Raw genomic sequence first — 20,337 nt, 5'->3', positions numbered from 1 at the left:
CGGCTTCTCCACTCATGCCCTTATCTTGTAGGGAGAAGCCTGAAATTATTCGTCACTATTCGTCTATTGCTCTGACAGGCTCTTAGTGACCGCGATAATGACCATTTAAAACCTTAAATAACAATTCTTTTTTTACTTACCGGAAATTTTATGCATACAACCACCATGCAGCCTGCTGGCTTTGGTGTGCCAGCATCAGTTGTACTGATGGGGTCTACACAGCTGGCAAAAAGGCATTTTATTAAAGGGGGGCTGTTCCTTCTGGTTCAGCTGCTGTTCCTTTTTTTTGCCTCGGACATTGCCAGCGCCCTGAAAGGACTGGTCACACTGGGGGAGGTGACACAACACCGATCAGGGTTCACCATTATCCACGGTGATCACTCTATTCACATGCTGGTTGAAGGCGTGATTGCCCTGTTCATTTCGCTGGCTTTCCTGTTTACCTATGTAAAAAATGTTCAGGACGCCCGACGGGTAACCGCTTGCCATGCTGGTTTTAGAGAGCAACTGAAGGCACTCTATGACGACCACTTTCCCATCATCATGTTAAGTCCGGCAGGGCTGGCGGCTATTGCTTTTATTATTCTGCCCATTGTTATTACGGTACTGGTCTCTCTCACCAACTACGCCGCACCGGGAAATATTCCACCGAGAAACCTGGTGGACTGGGTAGGTTTCCAGAATTTCCGCGCACTGTTTGAACTGAAAATCTGGTCGAGTACATTACTTGGTGTCGGTAGCTGGACGTTTGTCTGGGCGACCAGTGCCACTATGTTTACCTGTGGTTTTGGCTTTATTCTGGCTTTGGCACTTTCTAACAGAGACGTTGTCGGGCAAAAAATATGGCGCGTTATTTTTATGCTGCCTTATGCCATTCCTGCGTTTGTGACGCTGCTGGTGTTCAGGCTGTTGTTAAATGGTGTTGGCCCGGTCAATGCGCTGCTCAACAGCTGGGGCTTTGACTCTATTGCATTTTTGTCCGATCCCACCCTCGCTAAAATGACCGTCATTGGCGTAGGAGTCTGGGTCGGGGCACCTTATTTTATGTTGTTGATTTCCGGCGCTCTGACCAACATTCCCAAAGAACTGTATGAAGCCAGTGAAGTAGACGGTGCCAGTCGTTTTCAGCAGTTTCGGGAAATTACCCTGCCAATGGTATTGCACCAGGTTGCCCCTTCGCTGGTGATGACATTCACGTTTAACTTTAACAACTTCGGAGCTGTTTTCCTGTTAACCGAGGGTGGTCCGATCAACCCGGAATACCGCTTTGCAGGTCATACGGATATTTTGATCACATGGATTTACAAACTCACCCTGGAGTTCCAGCAGTATAATATCGCCTCTGTTGTATCCATCATTATCTTCCTGTTTTTATCACTTATTGCTATCTGGCAATTCAGCCGAATGAAATCATTCAAGAATGACGTGGGGATGTAACCGTGAATCGATTTATACAAAAGGCCGGTGTCGCTGCGGTTTACTTATTCCTGATAATCAATACCGTCATTGTTTTAGCCCCGGTCATCTGGACTGTAATGGCGTCCTTCAAGCCAGGGGTGAATTTATTCAGCAGTTCGTTCACGGGGTTCAGTTTTACCCTTGACCATTATCGGACACTGTTGGCAGAAACCCCCTATGTTCAGTGGTATAAAAATACGTTTTTCCTGGCAACCAGCAATATGGTGATCTCGCTGCTGGTGGTGACGATAACGGCTTTTATTTTCTCCCGTTATCGCTTCAAAGGTAAGCGCAACGTATTGATGGGCATACTGGTTATCCAGATGTTCCCGGCGTTTCTGTCCATGACGGCTATTTATGTTTTGCTGTCAAAACTGAACCTGATTGATACCTTCGCCGGTTTGCTGTTTGTTTACGTCAGTGGTTCCCTGCCCTTTATGACCTGGCTGGTGAAAGGTTATTTTGATGCCATTCCCACCTCGCTGGATGAGGCGGCGAAAATTGACGGTGCCGGGCACCTGACCATTTTCTTTGACATTATCCTGCCACTGGCAAGACCCATCCTGGTCTTTGTTGGCCTGACGTCGTTCACTGCGCCCTGGATGGACTTTATTCTGCCAACCCTGATTTTACGCAGTGAAGAAAAAATGACACTGGCTATCGGCATTTTCCAGTGGATTGCCAGCAACTCAGCTGAAAACTACACGCTGTTTTCCGCAGGGGCCTTGCTGGTCGCTATCCCGATTACCATTTTGTTTGTGGCAACTCAAAAACATATTACCGTTGGTCTTGTCAGCGGAGCCGTGAAGGAGTGAAGGGCTCAATGATTACAGAAAGCGCCTTGATGCATAACCCGAAAAGTACACAATGTTATGCCTACAATGATGAGACGCTGCACGTACGCCTGCGCTGTGCGAAAGATGAAATCGATAAAATTGTCCTGTGGATAGGTGACCCCTACGAATGGGCGGTTGGCGGTCTGGACGGCGGCAACCTGGGGGGCAGTGATGCCCACGGCTGGACCGGGGGACGTGAAGTTCCTATGATTCTCGAAGGTGAAACACAAAATCACGAGTGCTGGTTTGCTGAGTTCACGCCACCGAAACGTCGGGCTCGTTATGGTTTCATTCTTTACAGCAAGAGTGGTCAGCAAAAGCTGCTGTTTGGTGAAAAGCGCTGTGTTGAGATCAGCGACGAGTCCGTTGCTGAGGTGGAATTAAGCGACCTGAGCAACTTTTACTGCTTTCCTTACATTAACCCCCGGGATGTGCTGAAAACACCGGAGTGGGTAAAAGGAACCGTCTGGTATCATATTTTTCCGGAACGCTTCTGCAATGGCCGTCCGGAGATTTCCCCGGCAAACGTTCAGCCCTGGGGCACTGAGCCGGATCACCATAACTTTATGGGCGGTGACCTCTGGGGTGTTATTGATAAGCTGGATTATCTTGAAAGTCTTGGTGTCAACGGCCTTTATTTCTGCCCCATTTTTATCGCCAGTGCCAACCATAAATACGACACGGTGGATTACTTCAATGTCGACCCACACTTTGGCGGTAATGAAGCTTTTAAAACCCTGGTAAAAGAAGCTCACCAGCGTGGCATGAAAATCATGCTGGATGCGGTATTCAACCACATGGGTGATCAACACCCTATCTGGCTGGATGTGGTGGAAAAAGGCAAAGATTCAGAGTACGCCGACTGGTTCTGGATCAAAGAGTTTCCGGTTTACGAAGACAAGCCTCGCGACCAGTGGGACGGCACCAACCTGCGTTATGAAACCTTCGGTAACGTGGCGGCCATGCCAAAACTCAATACCGAAAATGAAGCGTGCCGTAACTATCTGCTGGATATTGCACGACACTGGGTTAAAGAGTTTGATATCGACGGCTGGCGTCTGGATGTCTGCAACGAAGTGGATCATGCTTTCTGGCGCGACTTCCGTCAGGTAATAAAAGGGATTAAACCTGATTGCTACATTCTGGGTGAAGTCTGGCACGACGCTTCGGCATGGCTGTCCGGCGACCAGTACGACTCGGTGATGAACTACCCGATGACCCAGGCGATTCTTGACTACTTTGCCCTGAATTCCCGCAACAAGCAGGAGTTTATCTGGGACGTGAACCGCTCCTACACCTCCTACCCTCATCACGTGAATGAGGCGATGTTTAACCTGCTCGACAGCCACGACACATCGCGCATCCTGCACCTGTGTGGCGGCAATAAGGACAAGGCAAAACTTGCCTACCTGTTCATGTTTACCCAGGTGGGAACCCCTTGTGTCTACTATGGCGGTGAAGTCGCTCTCAGTGGCGGCCGGGGTGATGGCAGCGAAGCTAACCGACGCTGCATGATATGGGATAAAGACAGTCAGGATTTGTCGTTTATGGCGTTCATTAAAGAACTGATTGATCTGCGCAAGTCAGAACCTGACCTGAACTCCCCAACCATTCAATGGCTGGAGGTTGATAACGATGACTGTGTCGCCTACCAGAGAGGGCGTCTGGAGATTGTTATCAATAATTCTGAGCAGCCGCAGGTTGTGCAGGTGAACAATGAAACACTATCACTGTCGCCTTATGGATACAGAATTTCCGGGAATTAATCACAGGTAAACCGGTACTGTTTCCCTGTCCGGCAGCTGGGTTGTTCTACATGGCTGCCCGGACGGGCTCACCAGTAAACTATTCATTATGTTATGAGATTTTAATGTGGCTGAACTGATCAATAAGTTAATGTCCTTCGGGCTGACCAGAACCGATGCCCTGGTTTACATTAACCTGCTCCAGCATGGACAGGCCAGTGGCTACAAGATTGGCAAAGACCTTTCACTGGCACGATCTTCGGTCTATTCCTCCATTGATACCCTGTACCAACAGGGTTATATCTTCATGATTGAAGGAGCGACTAAGGAATACGAAGCCAAGTCTCCTGAGCTGATCCTGAGCCAGATTAAGAAAAAGACCCTTGAGGATATTGCGGTCTTAAAAAAAGAATTGTCAGAACTGACGGTAGAAAAGGCTGCTCCCTTTATTTATAACCTGTCGGGCTATGACAACCTGATTCTGAAAGTGAAAGAACTGATTAACGGCAGTGTTGATGAACTTTATATCAATACTGACTTTAACCTGAACTTATTCAGTGAAGAGTTGGAAAGTGCGCTAGCAAGAGGTGTAAGGGTATTGTGCTTTTCCTTTAACAAGCTTGATGCACCTTTGGAAGGCATTGAAATCTACTGCCGCAATGAGGTACCTGAACAAGAATACCCCTCCAGACGTTTCATGCTGGTCTCAGACATTCAGGAAGCACTGATCTTTTCCAACCTTGATAGTGCCAAGGGTATTTATACTAACGAAAAGCTGTTTACCAGAATCATCAGCGAACACATTCACAGTGACGTTTACCTCTCTGAGCTGATGCGCGACAAAGAGTTCAGGCCAGCCCACAAACCAACGGCCCATGAAAACGAACCTTTCTGAAAGGCCCTCACCGTTTAAACCTGTACCGGAAATTTAATCATGTCCTTCACTAACCCGATACTGCCGGGGGCTTACCCCGATCCCTCCATCTGCCGGGTTGGAGATGACTTTTATATGGTCAACTCCTCCTTCGAGATGTTTCCCGGCCTGCCCATCCATCACAGCCGTGATCTCGTAAACTGGGAGCTGGTCGGCCATGGCCTGCACAGGAAAGAGCAATGCATTGACCCGATCTGTCTGACCGATGTTCAGTCCGACGGTGGTATTCATGCGCCTACCATGCGCTATCACAACGGCTTGTTCTATATCATCACCACCAACGTTTATGTTCCTCAGGATTGTCCGGAAGGGTTTAACCCCTGTAAGAACTTTATCATCACTGCCAAAGACCCGGCTGGCCCATGGTCAGAGCCGCAGGTCATTGACGGCGCTCCGGGCATTGATCCGGATATATTCTTCGACGACGATGGCAGAGTATGGTACGTAGGGACACATACTCCCGAAGATCAGGCGTACCCCGGTCAGGGAGAAATCTGGTTGCAGGAGCTGGACCTTGCAACCGTCAGCCTCAAAGGTGAAAGGCACTTTCTCTGGCGTGGCACCGGTGGCGACTGGGTCGAAGGGCCGCATATTTACAAATACAACGGCCGCTATTACCTGATGACGGCTGAAGGCGGAACCGGTTTTAACCATGCGGTCACTGTCGCCAGTAGTGCCACCATCACCGGCCCTTATGTCAGCAACCCTAAAAACCCTGTTTTGACCTCACGTCACCTTGGTCTTGATTATTGGGTCAATAGCACTGGTCACGGCGACCTTGTACAAATGAATGACGGTCGTTGGTTCATGGTGTGTCTGGGTATTCGAAACGATATCGAAGGGCGTTCAAACATGGGGCGGGAAACCCATTTGGTGCCTGTTACCTGGGAAGCCGATCACTACGGTATTGATGAAAATAAATCGGATATTCTCTGGCCTGTCTGCGCACCTGGAACCGGGCGCGTAGAGCAAGAGCCGGCACTGCCTTTTCCAGACAGGACACAAATAGCAACCGACTCCTTTACTGATAATTTCACTCAGGCAACACTCAAGAAAGACTGGACTTTCAGACGATTGCCAGACACAACGTCCTTTCAGGTGTTACCAGACCAGCAACGCCTGAGAATCAGAAGTGGCAAGCCTGTTAATGAGCGTGTAAGTGCCAGTCTGGCAGGATTCAGGCAAAAGAGCAGCCTGTTTGCTTTTCAGGCAACCCTGCACCTGCCGGAAACATTCCAACACAGTGAAAGTGGTATCAGTCTGATTCAAAAGGATCATCACCATCTGGTGATGTCTGTTTTGAAAAAAGATAATGACCTGAAAATTGCCGTGTCGTTGAACGGGGAAGAACTGTCTGTCTCGGAACTGCCGCCAGAAACACGAAATCTGGACTTAGTGATCACCTGCGACGAGAGGGGGTATCACTGCAGCTACCGAGTCAGCGGGGAAAGCTCTAATGAGGTCATCGATATTATAAACAACATTCCCGCGAACTCGTTGCTTTCCAGATATTACACCGGAGCACTATGTTGCCTGCACAGTTTTTCGAAGTCAGAGTCGTCTATTGAGTACGTTGATTTCTCGGAAGTACATTTCAGGCAGCTTTCTGCATGAACTGACTGTAAGACGGGGATGACGATGGCATATTCTTGTCAGCCTCTTCCCCAGGTCCTCAGTAGTACCTAAATCCCATAAACACAGGCTACAGTGGCTGAACCGTTTCCCGAACCCGGCCACTGTTGACCTGCTCCAGAAACTCGTCGCCCAAACGCTGGCTTTCCTGAATCACCACGCTCCAGTACCGAACCCGCTCTTTATAGGACAGTTTCACAAAATCATTACGATCAGGAATTTTGCCGTAAGGAAGTTTTGCAACAAATTCATCGGACGGTGACACGACCAAAACGTTTTCACTGTTCAATGCCGATGGTTTGCGCCACTTGATGCCTTTATCAAACCACCCCGGCGTCCGGTGACTATAAAAATGTGGATACAGCACCAGCTTGTCATTGTCTGCAAAGCGGGTATCAAAGTGGTAATCGCTCACCCCGCCATCCCGGTAAATGCCTTCGGGCGCACCAGCAATTCCCTCGACCCCTTCCATCACCATCGGAATAGAGCCCGAAGCAAGAATAGCGTCAGCCAGGTTGGCTTCCGACAGTTCAACCCGGTCTGTGGGCAGATCATTCATGTGGTGAAAAGGTGAACCGTCTCCGGGAGAATGAAACAGAGTCCGGGTAAAAAACAACCCCAGAGTTTTACGGCTGACAGCATTTGCTAATGCTGCCATACCCATGCCTGCCATCAGCCTGCCTTTACGCCGGCTGTTGCCCAACCCACGGCTACGCACTGCAATCAGGTTATAACGCATGATGTCATTGTTCAGGATGCCTTCGGCTTTACTGCCAATGATCTCTCTGATCAGATGACGGCACTTGGTGGTAATTTCTTCCGGCGTGGGGTTCTGTGAGTATTCCGTCAGCAAATAACCCTGTTCAAACCGTTCGTGGGCAGCCAGCGGGTCTGGATGGGCATAACAGGCAAACCGCCAGCTCCCTGCTGATGTACCCAACAGATGCAAAGGCTGCTGCCGGTCTTTGAAGTACTCACTGAGCAGCGCTTTATCAAGCCCTGTGAGTACAAACCATTTAGGTCCTCCTGAAGCGCCCGGCATCACTTCAATGCTGCTTTGTGGCAACCCCTCATCCCTGATACGAGCCAGCGCCACAGATCCCGCCCTGAAATCCAGTATTGATGACATTTACCCTTCCAGATGCTCTGACAGTTTTACCCGAACGTGGTCTGGTATCGGCACCGCTTTTTCACTGACATAGTCATAATGAATCAGTATCGCCTTGCCCCTGGCACACAACTGCCCGGACTGCCACGCTTCGTGATGGATATACATGGAGGAGTTGCCGACCTTTTCCAGCCATGTTCGCAATTCGACATCCTGCCCGTAACGCAGCTGTTTCAGAAACTCCACTTCAATACGGGCAATAATAAGCTGCCATTTTTGCAAATCTATTTCAGGGTTAAAAATGTAAAAGATGGGCTCCCTGGCTTGTTCAAACCAGACAGGAAGAACTGTGTTGTTAATATGACCAAGGGCATCGGTCTCGCAAAAGCGCGGCGTGAGATTCTGGGTAAACATCTTTTGTACTTATTCTCTGAACGGGCTGTTAATGTATCTGGAGCCTTCAGACTCAAGATCCGGCAGACTCCTGAAACCAGAGGAATTATTGCCGCTTTAGAAGATGATCTCAATGACTCATTTTATGGCTAGTGAACTACTCGCCCCTGAAGGAGCGAGCTTCCAATACTAAGCAGCTACCGCAGTAGCAACTGTTCTTTTCTTTTTTGACGTTTCGCTGCCAGATGCGGGAGAGTGCTTGCACTTTCCCGTCTTACGAATGGCTCCACGTCCTTTAGTCAGCACAGGAATACCCTTGCCAACCAACTCTGTTCCGGAGTCTAAAAGTAAATTAATTGCTCGTTTCTTAGTTACGATGCTGGCGTTTCGGTCAGCGTTGTCAACGTGTCCGCAGCTACCGCAAGAAAATAATTCCTGTGTCTTACGGTTGTCGGGGTGAGTGTAGTCGCATTCCGCACACTCTTGACTCGTATGATGTGCAGGTACTTTGAATACCACCTTGCCTGCTTTTGCCGCTTTGTAGCGTGTGTAGGTTTCCAGATAGTGCCAGCCTACGTTGAGAATGGCTTTGTTCAGACCGGCTTTCTGTTTTGCTTTGTTGGATATGAATTTGCCGCTTCTGTCTTTCTTAGCCTTTGGCTTGCGAGTCATCTTTGAGGTTTTCAGGTTCTCGAAAATGATGACCTTCGCCTTGCTATCGACCATCTTCCGACTGGTTTTGTGGCAGAAGTCCTGCCGGATATTGGCAACTTTCTTATGTTGACAGGCTATCCGGTTTTTTGTCTTTTGCCTGCGGTTAGAGCCTTTGGTTTGGCGAGACAGACGACGTTGCAGTTTTTCAACGTACCGCTTGCGTTTATCCATGCTCTTTTTCTGATTCTCCGTGAAGTCGTAAGCCTTCACACTGGTATGCACTGGTATGGCAACGCCACGGTCCACGCCAATGACATATTCTTCCAGCCATTCCTTAGAAGCGCCTTTCAGGTACTCCAGGTGTTCCTTTTCTGTTACGGGTTCTTCCGATCCATCGTCATAGCAGAAAGAAACGAAGTACCGGCCTGTCTCTTTCCTGATGTAAAGGGACTTTGGCTCGTTGAATGCACCGTGGGACTTGAACGACAGATAACCGATATTGTTGGTCTTTGTGCCTATAAAAAGACGGGTTACACCGTCATCACATACATCGAACCGGAATAATTCTTTTGTGAGGTAAATGCTGCCTTTGTCAGTTTTTGGCTTCCTTTTTGGTTTACCACACAACCCTTTTATGTGCTTCTGGAAGGTCTGATACCAGTGGGTAGCTGAATTTCTGATTATCTGGCTGGGACAGCTATAGAGCCAGGGAGAAAGCTCTCTGCTTTTAAATTGAGCGGCCTTAGTGTCAACCGGCGCAAATGTCCCGACAGGGCAATATTTTCTTGCATAAGTGCTGTAGTAGCGATGTTCGTCACACTTGGCGTTCCAGATAAACCGAGCACAACCCATCCACTGAGACAGGATCAGCTTTTGCTGGTCTGTTGGATTGGCTTTTAATCGGATGCCCTGAAGCATTGCAGTGCCTGTTATGTTGAATGCTTTTATGCTAGTGCAGCTAAGCGCTAAAAACCATGCAGGCAGCACTAGTATTTTCAGCAAAGTATCGCCGGAACGTATTTACGAGGGAAATGATCGACCAGCTTCGTGAGATCTTTTCAGAAACCTGCCGGCAAATGGAGTGCCACTTTCAGAAAATTCGTTAAGACTCCTAAACGATCGTCACAGCAAGGCTAGCGCCTTGCGCTGGCTAGACCCGCCTCTAAAGAAGCGGGTTTGCGCCAGTGTTTCGATCAAAGTACGGGGGCTTTAAACTGATAATGGAGGTATTCATCATGCCACTGCCCTTTTTCAAACCCAATGTGAAGCTATCCATTCTTATGAATCGCCTGAAGTTATTTACTTGTCGGGATGGTGGCGAAAAAGTCCAAAACCTGATTATTTACAGCCACGGTAAATTTAGGTTAAAGGAGCCGGGCGTGTTGAGTAAATCGGACTTAATCTTCGTACCAGAAGAAACATCTTTGTACTTCTACGCCCCCCATGGCTCTATTTTGTATACCCGCTTATGTGATGCAATAGTGGGACAATTCGATCCTTTAGAGATATATACGCAGGGCCAGAAGGTGGCTAACTATTCATTGTCCCCTGAAGAGGAGGTTGCTACCCCAACATATGTCAAAAAACTCATTGCAGAACATCGGGTTATGCTAGGTAAAAAAATCAAGACACATCCACTTCGTAGGTTCGATGTTGTTCAGCCAATATCTCGTATTAAACTAGACCAACTGATTCAAACGCTTCAGTGGACGGATAATTTGTATCCACGAATTCATTGTCTGTTCTGTCGACGGTCAGCCCACAGTATGCACCAACGTGAATATAACCCGGCCGAGCAGGAACATCCCAATATTCACCAGAGCGGTGTGGGCAGATGGCATATCCTTTAGCGAACGATATTAACGGTTCATTTCCTGGCTGATCGATATGGCGGGCGCCCACCGCAACCACTGAGACTCTGGTTCTTTAGCCATGGCGAACTGATGACTGCCGACAATAGGGTAAATTCATTACCGGAGTGCAGGATTTGTGTTAAACCTATAAATAGAATTGGTGATTTGAAAGTGTTCATCATGCCTATATTTAGCTCTAAACCTACAGTAAATAGAGTGTGTTTGTCCAACGGCGTGCAATTACTTACCTGTAAAACTGGTGGCCGCAAAGTTCAAAGTCTGATTATTCAGAGCCATGGCAGATACGAACTGAACAGACCCGGTTTATTGACAAAGTCAGACACTGTCACAGTGCCACCGGGAAAAACGTTCTACTTTTACGCACCACATGCGTCTGTTCTCTTTTCCAATATAAGAAGGTTCATGAGTGGAGACTTCGAACCTTTAGAGGAATTAATGGCAGGGCAAAAGTGTGCTGATTATATGTTGTATCCAACAACGGAGGCAGAGGAATGGGGGTCTGAAAGTTATTTGACAGAATGCTTAGCGCTGGACCGGATCAATCCAAACAAAAAAGCAAACAAGTACCCACTTCGGGAATACGATATTCTTCGTATCGATTACCCCATACGTCTGAGTTTGGTGGTTAGAAAAATTCACTGTTTGACTAAGTATGTCCGGGTTCATTGCCTGTTCTGTCGTGATTCTAAACGAGGGTTACGTCCGGAAAAAAATCTCTATTATGACCCGGGAGTAGAAACTCCTCCCAATGTTTTTCAGGGTGACCTGGGCAGATGGCATGTCCTTTAGCTGACGATTTCAATGGCTCATTTCCTGACTGATTGAAATGGCGGGCGCCCATCGCAACCACTGAGACTCTGGTTCTTCAGCCATGGTGAACTGATGACCTGCGGCAACGGGTTCTCCCGGCTCTGGTGTTGCAAAGGCAATGCCTCCTGCCAGCAAAGCTTCCAGCGACTCCGTACGGATTTTAGCGCCACTGAACAAACCGAATTTCACATCGATACCACTGGCATTCCAGAAACGGCTTTTGCTGGTAACAAGCGATCTGTAGCGTTCTTCAATATTAATAAATATCAGGACATGGCTGGCGGGGTCTGCCAGGCGATACCCCGTTACGGTGCCAACCGGGATTTCCCGGTAATAAATCGGATTCCCGCGACGAACAGAGCCTAACTGGCTGCTGACCAGTTGCAGACGCAATCCGTTGTTCACTGGCAGGTCGTCAGGTACAGCCATCTCAACGCTAAACCGGGTCTTAGCCGCTGCGTCCTGTCTGGAACCGGGCAGCACCTCAATGTATTGTCCGGTCACCAGTGTTTCGAGATTCGCTGTATTAGCCAGGCCAAGCCTGGGTCTGACCATCCAGAAACGGCTGCCTTCATGAGCTACCCAACCTGAACTTTTTCCCAACAGGGCATCAGCTACAATGTGTCCTTCCTGTTTATCCAGTTTCAGGTCAGTCAGGTGTCCTACGACCAGCCCCTTGTATTTTATTTTGGTACCCACCTGTAATCCTTCAGCCGTTTCAAAGATCAGGGAAATTTTCTGCCCGAACTGATGAGCTTTTTCAGTACTATCGTATAGGGTAAAACCGGTGCCATTTTTTACCTTGCCTGACGTTCGGTCGGGCGTATCAAAAGCAATACCACCAGCCAGCATTGAATTCAGCGTACCGGCTTTAATGCTGAAACCCTGCAAGCCCCCATGCAGGGTGATGCCACTGACATTCCAGAACCGGCTGCTATGGTTGACCAGATGCTGGTAAGCAGGATCAACCAGTATTTTTATCAGAACGCCGTCGTCCGTTAGTTCATGGCTCTGTACGGAACCCACCTGCATTTTTCGAAAGAGAACCGGGCTTCCATGACTGACGCCTGCCAGAGAGTCAGCTCGCAACTTCAGGTGTAAACCTGGCGCAGAAGGAGATGCAGCAGGCTGGCTGGCTAAACCGTTAAAGCGACGCTTGGGAACAGCCGCCTTTATATCCTTATTACTGACATCCATATTGATGTATCGTCCGCCCAACAGGGTTTCCAGACCGGAAATACCCTGCAGGCCAATGCTCGGCTTCACCAGCCAGAAACGTGCGCCTTTTACCATCAGGTTAACGGCGTCCGGTCGTATGACGGCATTGGCGGTAATGCCGGAATAGTCGTCTTTCAGTTCAATATCCCTGATCAACCCCACTTCCATACCATGAAACAGAATGCGGGTCTTTTCCTGCCCCAGCGCAACATCCAGCGGGAAATCAATCTCGACAGCAATGCCCGCTTCAGCCTCGTCATAATCGCGATAAAGCGGGAACACATCCCCCTGATAGGCTTCTGGAAACTCCTGTTCCCAATCAGGGGTATAAAGCGACACCCCGCCCTGAACCAAAGACACAATGGATTGCGTCCGGACTTTCAGGTTGGTAAGGCTGCCGGACAGTTCGACCCCTCCAGCGTTCCAGAAACGGGTATTGCGACGCACCAGGTGGGCAAACCGTGGTTGTATGAATACCTCGACATCCACGTACTGATCGTCGACAGACAGGTCATAAGACGACACTTCACCAATTTTCAGACGACGGTAGTAAACCGGGCTGCCATTTTGTATCGACGACAGCTCTTTTGCCCTGAGCGTCAGACTTAACCCATCTTCCTGCTCACCCAGGGGAGGTGGCGACGGCAGGGCAATGAATTTTTTGCGTTTAATCCCGGTATCATCCGGCTGGAAAGCGATATAATTACCTGACACCAGGGTATCAAGGCCAGAAATACCCGCTACGCTCACCTGTGGCCGTACCAACCAGAAGCGGCTTTTGTCCGTAAGGCTGGTCGACATTCGACGATCCATCTCCAGGGTGACATCGACGGACTTGAGATCGTCAGACATTGCTATGCCTGTTACTCTCCCGACCGCAATACCATTCAGCCTGACTTCCGTTTTGCCCTGTTTAATGCCTCTGCCATTCTGAAACTCCACATCAATAACAATTCCGGCTTCACTGATCGACTTCCACACCAGCCATACAACGATCAACAAGGCGACAACCGGCAATAACCAGACAAGCGACAGGTTGCCACGTTTCTTAATATTTGCCCGGGCAGGTTCCGGTGCAGAAGTGTTCTGGTTCATAGTTTTTTAACCTCTGCGGCATCCCACAACAAACGCGGATCAAACTGCATGGCTGCCAGCATGGTGGTCACCACCACACTGGCAAAAGCATAAGCACCAATGCCTGCTGTGACGGTACCAAGCTGTCCAAACTGCACCAGCCCCACCAGCAGGGAAATAATAAAAATATCCAGCATTGACCAGCGCCCGATCCAGACAATCACCCGGTAAAGTGTCTGCTGCCGGTGCATGGCGGCCCCGGGAAACCGGACACAGATCAGCAGCCATACCATCCCCAACAGCTTCAGCAAGGGAACCACCACACTGGCGGTAAACACCAGCAGGGCAATAGGAACCATGCCATGATTCACCAGTTCTATAACACCTGAAAAAATAGTTTGCGGCTGCCCCTCTTCAAACTTGCTGACGGTCATCATTGGCAACAAGTTGGCCGGGATATATAACAAGGCGGCGGTCAGGGTCAGCGCCCAGCTTCTGGCAATACTGTTCTGACGTCGTTGATGCACTCTGGCTCCACAGCGTGGGCAGCGTTCTGTCTGTTCAGCGCACACCTTGTGGCAATCAAGGCAGAGCTTCAGACCGGCGTCAGAGCCGTTGATCCAGTGTTGAGCGTCAGCAGGATACGTTTTCATGGCTCTCCTCCAGCTGACGGCTCTCCTCCAGCTGACGGCTCTCCTCCAGCTGACGGCTCTCCTCCAGCTGACGGCTCTCTTCCAGATGCTCCCAGACTTCCTGTTCATCCATGCAGATGCTGATGCCCAGCTCAGCCGCCATAAGCCCGGCAAAACATAACAAACCGGCTCCGGGCTGAACCATTGCCATATCCGCCAGCTTAATAACCGCCACCAGAATACCCAACAGATAGATTTCTACCATGCCCCACTCGCCCAGCTGCACATAACGCCGGAACAGGTGTCTGGCAAACCTTTTTGCCCATTTCTGAAAGCGCTGTTCCTGAAAAATTGCCCCCATCACAAACAGCAAAATCAGCAATCGCATACCAGGCACCAGAATAGCCAGTACAAACACCAGCAGCGCCACCCCCTGCAAACCTTCCCGATAAAGCGCCATCACCCCGTCCCAGATTGTACTGGCTTCCTGATGATCCAGAATCTCCATCACTAACACCGGAAAAATATTGGCAGGAAGGAAAAGGAGTAAGCCAGTTATGACCCATGACAATGATTTTATAAGTCCTTCCGGGTGATACTCCCGTAAATTTCGGTTACATCTTGGACAACAGATGATCAGTTTGCGTGCGGGGTCTGAGTCAACCACTTCCCGGATCACAAGATCACAGTCGGGACACAGAGTAAGGTGACTGTCCTCCGGACAGATAGCTGATTTACTCTGGCTGTACACGTCAGCGGGTTGCTGTAAAGAATCTGCCTTCATTGTTTCATCATTTGTGCCGTATAATCGCCGTTCGCTGATTTTCTGGTTCTGTGACCCCATGGGGCGGCTTAATTGTCAACGCCCTCCTTTGTATCGGCAGAATCAGTGAGCGCCCAAACCAATACTCCGCCTCAGGCTATGATAGTCACTTTTTACCAGTGACTGCGGTCATGGTCAGGAGCTTGACTGATAATCGGTCACTTTCCACGGTACGGAGCGATTTATCCAAAGAAAGAGGTTTTTATATGCTTCCCGTCGAGCGTCGTGAACACATCCTGGCTTATGTTGAAGAAAAGGGCTGCGCCAACATAGAAGAAATGGCCTCGAAGTTTGACGTCTCACAAATGACTATTCGCCGAGACATCCGAACTCTGGAGCAGGAAGACAAGCTGCGCGTTACTTACGGTGGTGCAGTTTCCAAAAGCTTTTTGATGGAAGATATTCCATACGAAAAGAAAAATGCGGTTAACATCGAAGAGAAGAAGTCCATCGCGTCAGAAGCCTTCAAGCACATTCGTGAAGGTCAGATCGTACTGCTGGATGCGGGCACTTCCACCATGGCGCTGGCCAAAATGCTGATGCGCCTGCGTGTCACAGTGATCACACCAGACCTGAAGATCGCCCTGCAACTGTCCGACTCCACCACTGCCAAGGTTTATACCACTGGCGGACTGGTTAGCTCGATCACCAAGGCTCACACCGATGTGGCTGCCCTGAGCTTTCTGGACAGCATTAATGCTGACGTTGTTTTCCTGGCCACCAACAGCTGGAGCCTGGAACACGGCGTGACGACAGCGTCTACCGACCACTACTACATCCGTCGCAAAATGCTGGAACGCGCTACCCGCAAAATCCTGCTGGCTGACTCCAGTAAGTACGGTGCGTCCAGCATGAAGACCATCTGTCAGCTGGATGAGCTGGACACGATTATCACTGACAGTCGTTTCCACGACGAAAACATCACAGCCATTGAAGAAGCTGGCGGTCAGCTAATTCGTGCCTAAACGATAAAACAGCAAACCACCCATGGCAGGTTGCCTGGGTGGTTTCTGCTAATGCTTCCGTTCTTCCGGTATGGGTTCTCCGCACTCGTCACACTCTGTTGCACTCTCACTGTCTGAATCCGGCAGACGTGAACGAATCTGATCAACAGCATCATTCACAGTATCGTCAATCTGGTCCTGAACGGCTCCGTCTTTTGCAAATCCTCCTGCCATCACAAACACCCTTCATGCTTTGCTCACAAAATTATTGATAGCATAAACTGCCAAACCAGGTACTAAACTGTACGACTACTATAAACAATCAGACCACCCAATGTTATGAAGCCTCTGGTATGCGTGCCAATGGGAGACCCCGCTGGCATTGGTCCCGAAATCATTGTTCAGTCAGTGGCTGAATCCGGTTTGACCGATAACTGTCGTCTTATTTTTACCGGAACCGAAGACTGCCTGAAACGTGCTGCAAACGTCTGCCAGGTCAAACTCAAACTAAACCTCTGTCAGCATGTGTCAGAAGCAACCGATGAGAAACAGACCCTGAACCTGTTCCCGGTCACCTGTCCACCACTTAGTGAAACACCTTTTGGCAGGGTAACCAGTGCCGCCGGGGAAACCGCCTGGCAATGCATTAAAACGGCTACCGAGCTGGCCCTGAGGGGAGATGTCGATGCTCTGGCCACCACCCCCATCAATAAAGAATCGCTTAAAGCAGCTGGCATTCCTCACATTGGTCATACCGAAATACTGGCTGACCTGACCCACTGCCCTGATCCTCTGACACTGTTTCAGGTGAAAACACTCCGGGTCTTTTTCTTTTCAAGACACCTGTCGTTAAGAGAGGCCTGTGACTACATCACAGAAACGCGCCTTGTTGAGTTTTCCCGCAAAGCGATAAAAGCCCTGCAACAACTGGGGATAGAGAAGCCTCATCTGGCGATTGCCGCACTGAACCCTCACGGCGGTGAACAAGGATTATTTGGCGATGAAGAAATGATGTCCATAAAACCGGCGATCCGGCAACTTCAGCAGGAAGGTTTTCAGATATCCGGCCCGTTACCGGCGGATTCCGTTTTCCATCAGGTTCTGCAGGGGCGTTACGATGCGGTGATTTCCCTGTACCATGACCAGGGACATATCGCGACCAAGATGGTCGATTTTGAGAAAACCATTTCAATCACCTGCGGGTTGCCTTTTCTGCGCACATCGGTTGATCACGGGACTGCTTTTGATATTGCCGGACAAGGTATTGCCAGCTCTGTCAGTCTGGTTGAAGCCATCTCTCTGGCTGCGAAATACGCCGGAAGGATGAAAAGATTATGTTGACGGCTATCAATATTCGGGAATTGATTGTGTGACATTATGATAACAAATGAAGACATCAGTTCCGGACCATAAAAGCCGGATAAAGAATGACGGAAGGATGCAGGACAGACCTATGGCCATACATAATAAGACCACGCCGCTGGAGATGACCATGAACGAAAGTATGAAAGCCAGTGTTACCCGCCAGATAGAAGCCCTGCAGGAACTTCAGGGACGTATCAATGGTGAATTCACTGACGCCGTCCAGCTCCTGACCGGCTGCCGTGGTCGTGTGATCATGCTGGGTATGAGCCAGTCCGGTCATATTGGTCGAAAAATTGCGGCCACCCTGTATAACGCTGGTCTTTCCTGTCATCTGATTAACCCTGCTGATGCCTGGCACGACAACCTGAGCATGGTGGGTAGCGGCGATATTATTATTATGCTGTCGTACAGTGGCATGACCGAAGAGCTGATAAGGCTGTATCCGGTTGTCAAACATGTGGGCAACAAAGTGATTGCTATTACTGGCGATCCAAAAGGCCCCGTTGCAGAACAGGCTGACATCGTACTCGACGCCAGTGTGACTGAAGACCCGGCAGACCAGGAACACGCACCCACCACCTACACCACGGTTCTGCTGGCTATCGGCGACCTGCTCGCAGAAGCTCTGCACCGATTCCAGGCCAGCGATCTGGAAGGCTTGAGAAAAGACCAGAAAATCACCTGGGTACGCAACATCATGAGCGCCGACAACTTTGGCCGTATTGCGCCTGACAGTAAGATCGGTGATGTGATGCAGGCTATGACAGCCACCGGCTCCAAAATCTGTCTGGTGATGGATGATGACGACCTGGCAGGCGTGATTACCGACGGTGACTTACGACGTGGGCTGTCTGGCGTCGACAGTCTGAGCGGGATGACGGCTCGTAATATCATGAATGGCGCGCCGATCAGTATTAAGGAAGAAGCCAGCGCCAGCGATGCCAAAGCGTTGATGGACAAAAACAAGATTCGCGCCCTGGTCGTGCAGGATGCCCATAATCATGTGATTGGTGTGGTTACCATTGATGCCTGCCGGAAAGCACTGGAGTCCTGAGCCAGAAATCAATAAAAAGGAGGAGGGGGAAACGGGGCAGAAGTAGGGAGCTGCCCCGTTTTTTTAAAAGTCGTACTTCATTCTAAAACCGTCATTCAGCACCTATATCAGGAATAAATCTCTTGGTACGGTCGACCAAGAATTGAAATGATGGTTAATTGCCTCTCCTGCAAGCCAACGACATGTTTTTCATGACCATCGACCAATAAAACATTAATTCCCTGAAAGCAAAAAAATACCCAGCGTGCAGTCGGATTCTGATAGGGCTTTCGCTTCATATCCGGAAAGAACCTACTCTGACGCTTTAATTCATGCCTGATTCGATGCTGTATCGCTGCGTAGACTAACAGGCAAAGCGTCATCACCATAAGCAACGCTTCTATACGTTCCGGCTTCTTTAAAAACAGCGAGGAGACCAGAAATTCAGGGCTTTTAAGAAACCGAAATCCACGCTCCACCGACTGCTGTGATTTATAAGTGCTCAACACTTCTGCTGAACTTAGCCGGCTCCTGTCCAGATCATTTGTTGCCAACACAAAGCACCCCAGGGAAGCCTCTGCTACTTTACGACAGTCAACGGATACCCAAGGATGACCGCTGACATAATACTCCACGCTATCTGGTTTGCTGTCTTTCTCCGGACGTCCCACTTTGGTATAGCATGGTTTTGTCGTAATTACAGGTTCTGCCTGACAATAATTGCTTTTTGATTGCCACTCATTGAACGCACGCAATGCGTCCGTTTCACACTTGAACGGTTTCTTCGCCAGCTTGCTGGTCAGTGCTTCCGCTTCTTTTTCTGACTTTTTCAACAGTTTTTTGAGCAGTGTTTTCTGTTCGCTTTTCCGAGCCTGTTCACTGCGAATCAGAACCCACCGTTGAGATACATCCGCATAGTCGGACAGTACTTCGCAGCTCTCATAACCTTCGGCATCTTCAACCGGTGTCATCGCACAAGAAGCGACACTGTCCACAAGCTCTCTTGCGGATTTTATTTTAGCCGGAACCCGGGTGATGAACTGTTGCTTTTGCTGATGCAATATCTGTACATTGTCTGTTGTATAAAGTGCAGCATCGCCGATCAGGTAACGATTATTCAGCGCCTCTTTGTAGCATTTCAAATGCTTGCTGATGACTTTTTTAAAATTAGTGTTGTCGTTTATATTGCCACTGGATGCGGCCATGAATACGGGAATACCCGCCTGATTTTCAGTCATTAGGAGCAGTATCGCCTGATTTAATTCAGGTCGGTGATCTCTGCTGTATCCACGACAGATTTTAATGCAGTTCAGATCTTCTTCATCGACTTCAGACTCACTGTTATAACGACCGTCCACATGAAAGCTGGTTGAATCAAGATTCAGAGCATTACACGGCAGTTTCAAGACATTAACGGCCTTGACAGCCAGTGATAAATAGACCTCACTTACACCCAGTTCAAAAATTTGATCCAAGGCTCTGCCGAGTACACTTTCGTTGATATGTTCCGGCTCTATACCCGGCCGAATAAGTTTATCCAGTGGTTTGTCGGCGTGAAACTCAGGGAACATGTGGAGTGTGCGAGCAGTGAAGCCCAGTCCGTTAAGCAGCATTGAGACAACGGTTTCTCCGAAGGAAATCTTTCTGGTTTCAGATTGGTTGGGAACCAGAGAATCCAAGAGGTTAGCGATCCCGAGCTCTTTGCACATACCGGCCACCAACCCCGTATGGTCGATGCGTTGAATGTGAAATTGATGAGGTTGCATGGCATATGCTCAGTCTGAAAATTTTTTACATTTTAGAT

At 49.2% G+C, this 20,337-nt stretch carries 19 protein-coding genes; 11 read left to right on the top strand and 8 right to left on the bottom strand.

Annotated features, from left to right (window positions below; translation table 11 throughout):
- Window positions 1–150: 150 nt before the first annotated feature.
- The 5 genes from NX722_RS23895 to NX722_RS23875 all read left to right on the top strand — a co-directional run bounded on the left by NX722_RS23895 (window position 151) and on the right by NX722_RS23875 (window position 6,587).
- Window positions 151–1,437 (top strand): carbohydrate ABC transporter permease, encoded by a 1,287-nt coding sequence (locus NX722_RS23895; protein ID WP_262565358.1) that lies wholly within the window; start codon window positions 151–153, stop codon window positions 1,435–1,437.
- Window positions 1,438–1,439: 2 nt separating this feature from the next.
- Complete coding sequence (locus tag NX722_RS23890) at window positions 1,440–2,273, top strand: sugar ABC transporter permease (protein WP_262565357.1); 834 nt, start codon at window positions 1,440–1,442, stop codon at window positions 2,271–2,273.
- A gap of 8 nt (window positions 2,274–2,281) precedes the next feature.
- Window positions 2,282–4,060, top strand: coding sequence for a glycoside hydrolase family 13 protein (locus NX722_RS23885; protein WP_262565356.1), 1,779 nt, complete (start codon window positions 2,282–2,284; stop codon window positions 4,058–4,060).
- A gap of 106 nt (window positions 4,061–4,166) precedes the next feature.
- Window positions 4,167–4,934: a TrmB family transcriptional regulator gene (locus NX722_RS23880; RefSeq protein WP_262565355.1), complete on the top strand. Its 768-nt coding sequence runs from the start codon at window positions 4,167–4,169 to the stop codon at window positions 4,932–4,934.
- A gap of 39 nt (window positions 4,935–4,973) precedes the next feature.
- Window positions 4,974–6,587 carry a glycoside hydrolase family 43 protein gene (locus NX722_RS23875; RefSeq protein ID WP_262565354.1) on the top strand — a complete coding sequence of 538 codons (1,614 nt, stop codon included), beginning with the start codon at window positions 4,974–4,976 and terminating at the stop codon, window positions 6,585–6,587.
- Window positions 6,588–6,675: 88 nt separating this feature from the next.
- On the opposite strand, the gene NX722_RS23870 is transcribed toward NX722_RS23875, so the two are convergent.
- The 3 genes from NX722_RS23870 to NX722_RS23860 form a co-directional block, all read right to left on the bottom strand.
- Window positions 6,676–7,734, bottom strand: a complete 1,059-nt coding sequence (locus NX722_RS23870) for a patatin-like phospholipase family protein (RefSeq protein ID WP_262565353.1) — start codon at window positions 7,732–7,734, stop codon at window positions 6,676–6,678.
- Window positions 7,735–8,127, bottom strand: coding sequence for an acyl-CoA thioesterase (locus NX722_RS23865; protein ID WP_262565352.1), 393 nt, complete (start codon window positions 8,125–8,127; stop codon window positions 7,735–7,737).
- A gap of 168 nt (window positions 8,128–8,295) precedes the next feature.
- Complete coding sequence (locus tag NX722_RS23860) at window positions 8,296–9,678, bottom strand: RNA-guided endonuclease InsQ/TnpB family protein (protein ID WP_262565351.1); 1,383 nt, start codon at window positions 9,676–9,678, stop codon at window positions 8,296–8,298.
- A 56-nt stretch (window positions 9,679–9,734) separates the two neighbouring features.
- Between NX722_RS23860 and NX722_RS29005 the strand changes: the two genes are divergently transcribed.
- From NX722_RS29005 to NX722_RS23850, 3 genes are all read left to right on the top strand, one after another.
- On the top strand, window positions 9,735–9,866 hold the full coding sequence (locus NX722_RS29005; protein WP_407648030.1) for a transposase: 132 nt from the start codon (window positions 9,735–9,737) through the stop codon (window positions 9,864–9,866).
- Window positions 9,867–9,995: 129 nt separating this feature from the next.
- Window positions 9,996–10,610 (top strand): putative adhesin, encoded by a 615-nt coding sequence (locus tag NX722_RS23855; protein ID WP_262565350.1) that lies wholly within the window; start codon window positions 9,996–9,998, stop codon window positions 10,608–10,610.
- 93 nt (window positions 10,611–10,703) lie between these two features.
- Window positions 10,704–11,423, top strand: coding sequence for a putative adhesin (locus tag NX722_RS23850; RefSeq protein ID WP_262565349.1), 720 nt, complete (start codon window positions 10,704–10,706; stop codon window positions 11,421–11,423).
- Window positions 11,424–11,432: 9 nt separating this feature from the next.
- Here NX722_RS23850 and NX722_RS23845 read toward each other — a convergent pair whose 3' ends face one another.
- From NX722_RS23845 to NX722_RS23835, 3 genes are read right to left on the bottom strand one after another with little or no spacing between them, the layout of a single operon-like run.
- Entirely contained in the window at window positions 11,433–13,757 is a 2,325-nt protein-coding gene (locus tag NX722_RS23845) for a PqiB family protein (RefSeq protein ID WP_262565348.1), read from the bottom strand.
- Window positions 13,754–14,389, bottom strand: a complete 636-nt coding sequence (locus NX722_RS23840; protein ID WP_262565347.1) for a paraquat-inducible protein A — start codon at window positions 14,387–14,389, stop codon at window positions 13,754–13,756. Before NX722_RS23840 ends, NX722_RS23845 begins: the two co-directional genes overlap by 4 nt.
- Window positions 14,370–15,152, bottom strand: a complete 783-nt coding sequence (locus tag NX722_RS23835) for a paraquat-inducible protein A (protein ID WP_262565346.1) — start codon at window positions 15,150–15,152, stop codon at window positions 14,370–14,372. The genes NX722_RS23840 and NX722_RS23835 overlap by 20 nt, the downstream gene beginning before the upstream one ends.
- Before the next feature lie 245 nt (window positions 15,153–15,397).
- Here NX722_RS23835 and NX722_RS23830 point away from each other — a divergent pair, with 245 nt between their 5' ends.
- Entirely contained in the window at window positions 15,398–16,156 is a 759-nt protein-coding gene (locus tag NX722_RS23830; protein ID WP_262565345.1) for a DeoR/GlpR family DNA-binding transcription regulator, read from the top strand.
- Window positions 16,157–16,204: 48 nt separating this feature from the next.
- On the opposite strand, the gene NX722_RS23825 is transcribed toward NX722_RS23830, so the two are convergent.
- Entirely contained in the window at window positions 16,205–16,369 is a 165-nt protein-coding gene (locus NX722_RS23825) for a TraR/DksA C4-type zinc finger protein (protein WP_262565344.1), read from the bottom strand.
- A 105-nt stretch (window positions 16,370–16,474) separates the two neighbouring features.
- On the opposite strand from NX722_RS23825, the gene pdxA reads away from it, so the two are divergent.
- Together pdxA and NX722_RS23815 are read left to right on the top strand one after the other, a co-directional pair.
- Window positions 16,475–17,476, top strand: a complete 1,002-nt coding sequence (pdxA, locus tag NX722_RS23820; RefSeq protein ID WP_262565343.1) for a 4-hydroxythreonine-4-phosphate dehydrogenase PdxA — start codon at window positions 16,475–16,477, stop codon at window positions 17,474–17,476.
- A gap of 112 nt (window positions 17,477–17,588) precedes the next feature.
- Window positions 17,589–18,554 carry an SIS domain-containing protein gene (locus NX722_RS23815; RefSeq protein ID WP_262565342.1) on the top strand — a complete coding sequence of 322 codons (966 nt, stop codon included), beginning with the start codon at window positions 17,589–17,591 and terminating at the stop codon, window positions 18,552–18,554.
- 107 nt (window positions 18,555–18,661) lie between these two features.
- Here NX722_RS23815 and NX722_RS23810 read toward each other — a convergent pair whose 3' ends face one another.
- Window positions 18,662–20,299: an IS1634 family transposase gene (locus NX722_RS23810; protein WP_262564376.1), complete on the bottom strand. Its 1,638-nt coding sequence runs from the start codon at window positions 20,297–20,299 to the stop codon at window positions 18,662–18,664.
- Between the last annotated feature and the right edge of the window lie 38 nt (window positions 20,300–20,337).

The organism is Endozoicomonas gorgoniicola (assembly GCF_025562715.2).
Taxonomy (GTDB): Bacteria; Pseudomonadota; Gammaproteobacteria; order Pseudomonadales; family Endozoicomonadaceae; genus Endozoicomonas_A; species Endozoicomonas_A gorgoniicola.
This window is presented reverse-complemented; position numbering and strand designations above follow the sequence as displayed.